The sequence below is a fragment of the Desulfomarina sp. genome (assembly GCF_054039375.1).
In genome coordinates, this window is record NZ_JBPLBA010000245.1 from 1 (window position 1) to 3,674 (window position 3,674).

Consider the following 3,674-nt stretch of genomic DNA (forward strand, 5'->3'; position numbering starts at 1 on the left):
GCCAAATTGTGGATGTGCCTGTTTTATCAGGCTGGCCTACGGTCAAAAATCACTGGAAATCTCAATTGATAAGGAATTCAAATGAAAAAGTGTCAGTCCAGATCATTTTATAATCAGTCTAATGTGATTTTTGAAATACGCCTGATAAAACAGGCATATCCCCAGACTCACAAATAACAGGCTGAGTTTCATAAGTAACTAGGAAAAATAACGTTCGGAAACTCAATAACACGTCTGCGCATACTTTTTCCCAGTCCTTGATTTTGAACGAAATTACTCATTTCCCGGCAGGCACCAGATAAGGACATTGCGCAAGCCTTTCCCGTATGCCCTGCTCCAGCAGTTCCTCAACACTGATCCATTTAAATCCTCTACTCTGCGCCTTGTTAAAAGAAAGAATATTGCTGAACAAGGATTTCTGGGTTTCCTTGAAATCTGCGGACCAGAGTACCGCCCCGGTCTTCACATGCCTGAGAACCATGTTGAATCTGGCAGAAGCCGGGGATTCCGATGCATACTCTCCTCCCTCTCTCTGCTTGAAACGGGAAACTGTTGTTGTCAGAACAGCATCACAGTTTAATTTTTTTCCAAGCGCCGAAACCGTACCGGAAATACCTCCCGATATTTCTGATACAAGGTTCGAGACCTGGTTTGCAGTCAAAACCCTCACTTCAGGATTGACCGACAACTCCTTCGCCATAATTTCCGTTGCCAGTTTCGCTCCGCGTTCAAGATCACGGGCACTGCTGAATGTCACAGTATCATTTTTACCAACTGTTGTTCCTGCGGGAAGCACAACAATACAACGCAGAGGTTCCAGAGGAATCTGAACCTTTTTGCCGCCATCATCCATGAAGTTTGAACATGACGACAGAAGAAAATAAAGGAAAAGACATACGAAATATAAACCAACCTGTATTGTTTTTCTCACCGGTTTCACCCCATTAGAATATCTGTCACCTGAGTCCGTCGGCGGGTGAGCCGAAGGAAGGTGAGGATTTTGTTAAAAATATTCGATTATGATTTTTACAACAGTATTTCCCAATTTCAGCTGAAAATATACGGCTGAAGTTCGTACCGCCGCAGTTGAGATTTTCATCAGTTTTTTGTACCCACTGGGCATAAATGGCGGAACCATAGAATCCGGCCACGCCGGTTTATCAAAAAGACACGGAACCTTCATGGATCAAGGTGTCAAAGACATCCCTTTGAAGACAGGGAACCTTCAATATTCAAAGGTGCAGTGGCCTGTGCAAGAGCCCGGCCAAACCCTTTGAAAACGGCCTCAATAATATGATGACCATTTTCCCCATGCAGAAGATCCACATGGAGGGTCACCCCACCGTGTTGACTCACAGCCCTGAAAAATTCCTGGGCCAGAGCCGTATCAAAGGTTCCGAGTTTCTGCTCCTTTACCGGCGCGTGATAATGCAACCAGGGCCTGTTGGAGAGATCAAGCACCACCCGAACCAGCGTTTCATCCATGACCATATGACAGCTTCCATACCTGGCTATTCCGGTTTTATCCCCAAGAATTTTGGCAATCACCTGACCAAGACATATACCTGTATCCTCCACTGTATGATGATCATCAACCTCCGTATCACCACTCCCCCTGACAGTAACGTTAAAAAAGCCATGAACACTGAAAAGAGTCAGCATGTGATCAAGAAAAGGAACACCAGTATCAATATCGGCCATCCCCTCTCCATCCAGTACAAGATCAATTTCTATTTCAGTTTCCCTTGTTTTACGGGCAACACGGCCTGATCTTATTATCTTTTTTTTATCCATATTTCTAGTACCTGAATGCTTTCAATTGCAAGATAGTATAAATTCCTTTCGACTGCCTGAATCCGTGACGGCTTTGTGATATTTCCAAGATACTTTTAAATCAGTGTCTGTACAGAAATGAGCAATTTCGTGTAAAATCAAAGACTGCGAAAAAGAATAATCGCAACCATATAATTAATATTCCAAGCATTATTATTAGAGCACAACGCAGAACTTGGGTGAAAGGACCATTTATGGACAGGCACAAGTTAACGATATTGAGCATACGATTTACAATCTGGTTTCCTTGAAAATCCTCGCCTCCCTTAGGTCTATTCGTCAGTGGTTTCAGGATTTGAACAGTGGAGTTTACCTGGTTCCCGATATAATATCTCCTTCAAAACCCATTATTCTGAGACCGACATAATACCCTAAAGAAAAAAAACCTTCTCTATTTTTCGTGACATGGCGAATGAAAATAATTATAATGAAAAACCGAGTTGGTTTCTTTTTTTATTGACACCAATTTTAAGACCTTGTATAAACACCGCAGTTTTGACATAAAAACGCACGAGCGGGAATAACTCAGTGGTAGAGTGTAACCTTGCCAAGGTTGAAGTCGCGAGTTCGAATCTCGTTTCCCGCTCCACTCAATACATCAAAAGGTTCGACGGTGTTCGAACCTTTTTTTATTAATTGATCGACCATTTTGAGGGATACAATGAAAACCTATCTTGCTCCAGTCAACGAGATCGAGAGGAAATGGTATGTTGTCGATGCAGAGGACAAGGTACTGGGCCGTCTGGCATCGGAAATAGCCTCCCGTCTTCGTGGCAAACATAAACCGACTTTCTCATCCTTTATAGATAATGGTGATTTCATCGTTGTAACCAATGCTGAAAAAATCCGTCTCACCGGCAACAAGCTGAATGACAAGAAATATTATCATCATACCGGATATATTGGCGGCATCAAGGAGATCAATGCGAAAGATCTCCTGGCCAAGAACCCGACCTCACTTATTACTGCCGCTGTCAAAGGAATGCTTCCCAAAAACAAACTGGGCAGAGCACAGTTGAAAAAACTGAAGGTGTATGCCGGTAAAGATCATCCGCATACGGCACAACAGCCCACCGTACTAGATATTTAATCCAGGAGACAGAACCATGGCCCAAGATAGATTTTATGCCACCGGGAAAAGGAAAAATGCTATTGCCAGAGTCTGGCTTACTCCTGGAACCGGAAAAGTTATTGTAAACAAAATGGAAGCTGATAAATATTTTGGTCAGATTTTCAAAAGTCACAAAATTGAAAAACCATTCAAGGTCACAGAAACGACAGAGCAATACGATGTCATGGCCACTTTAAAAGGCGGCGGCAAGTCCGCACAGGTGGATGCACTCTGTCACGGTATTTCCAAGGCGCTTCTTGAGACAAATCCGGAAACCCGCCTCCCGTTGAAACAGTCAGGTCTGCTTACCCGTGATCCAAGGGTCAAAGAACGGAAGAAATACGGCCAGAAAGGCGCCCGGGCCAAATTCCAGTTCTCAAAACGATAGAAAGTTTTTTTCATTTCTTCTTTTTCGAGAGCAGGACCTGCAAAAAAACAGGGAACTGTATTTTACAGAAGTTTTAAAACACAAAAGGGATGACAGTTCTGCTGTCGTCCCTTTTTTATTCTCCTGAACGTAACTGATAACGGGGGCATGCTTTTTACTCAGGAGGCTGTCCGGCAATACGATAATAAAAGTGTAATTGCTCACAGGCACCCCATCTTTTCACGGTCTCTTTTGTCCGCATAGGTAGGCTATAGCGAACAAAAGAGCCTGCAAAAATCTGCGGCACCTGTGAGCAATTACAGTTCAGATGTAATAAAATCATATAATTGCTACCCCTGTGAG

The 3,674-nt window shown here is 43.2% G+C and carries 4 protein-coding genes and 1 tRNA gene; 3 read left to right on the plus strand and 2 right to left on the minus strand.

The features are described from left to right. Positions 1–277: 277 nt before the first annotated feature. Entirely contained in the window at positions 278–931 is a 654-nt protein-coding gene (locus ACXLDX_RS13575; RefSeq protein WP_457577728.1) for a hypothetical protein, read from the minus strand. A 263-nt stretch (positions 932–1,194) separates the two neighbouring features. Then, positions 1,195–1,794 (minus strand): imidazoleglycerol-phosphate dehydratase HisB, encoded by a 600-nt coding sequence (gene hisB, locus ACXLDX_RS13580; RefSeq protein WP_457577729.1) that lies wholly within the window; start codon positions 1,792–1,794, stop codon positions 1,195–1,197. Between the two features lie 553 nt (positions 1,795–2,347). On the opposite strand from hisB, the gene ACXLDX_RS13585 reads away from it, so the two are divergent. From ACXLDX_RS13585 to rpsI, 3 genes are all read left to right on the plus strand, one after another. Further along, positions 2,348–2,422: transfer RNA gene (locus tag ACXLDX_RS13585), tRNA-Gly, on the plus strand. A 72-nt stretch (positions 2,423–2,494) separates the two neighbouring features. Then, on the plus strand, positions 2,495–2,923 hold the full coding sequence (gene rplM, locus ACXLDX_RS13590; RefSeq protein WP_457577730.1) for a 50S ribosomal protein L13: 429 nt from the start codon (positions 2,495–2,497) through the stop codon (positions 2,921–2,923). 16 nt (positions 2,924–2,939) lie between these two features. Then, the gene (rpsI, locus tag ACXLDX_RS13595; protein ID WP_228857187.1) at positions 2,940–3,332 is read left to right on the plus strand and encodes a 30S ribosomal protein S9; all 393 of its coding nucleotides are present in this window, start codon (positions 2,940–2,942) and stop codon (positions 3,330–3,332) included. Positions 3,333–3,674: the final 342 nt, after the last annotated feature.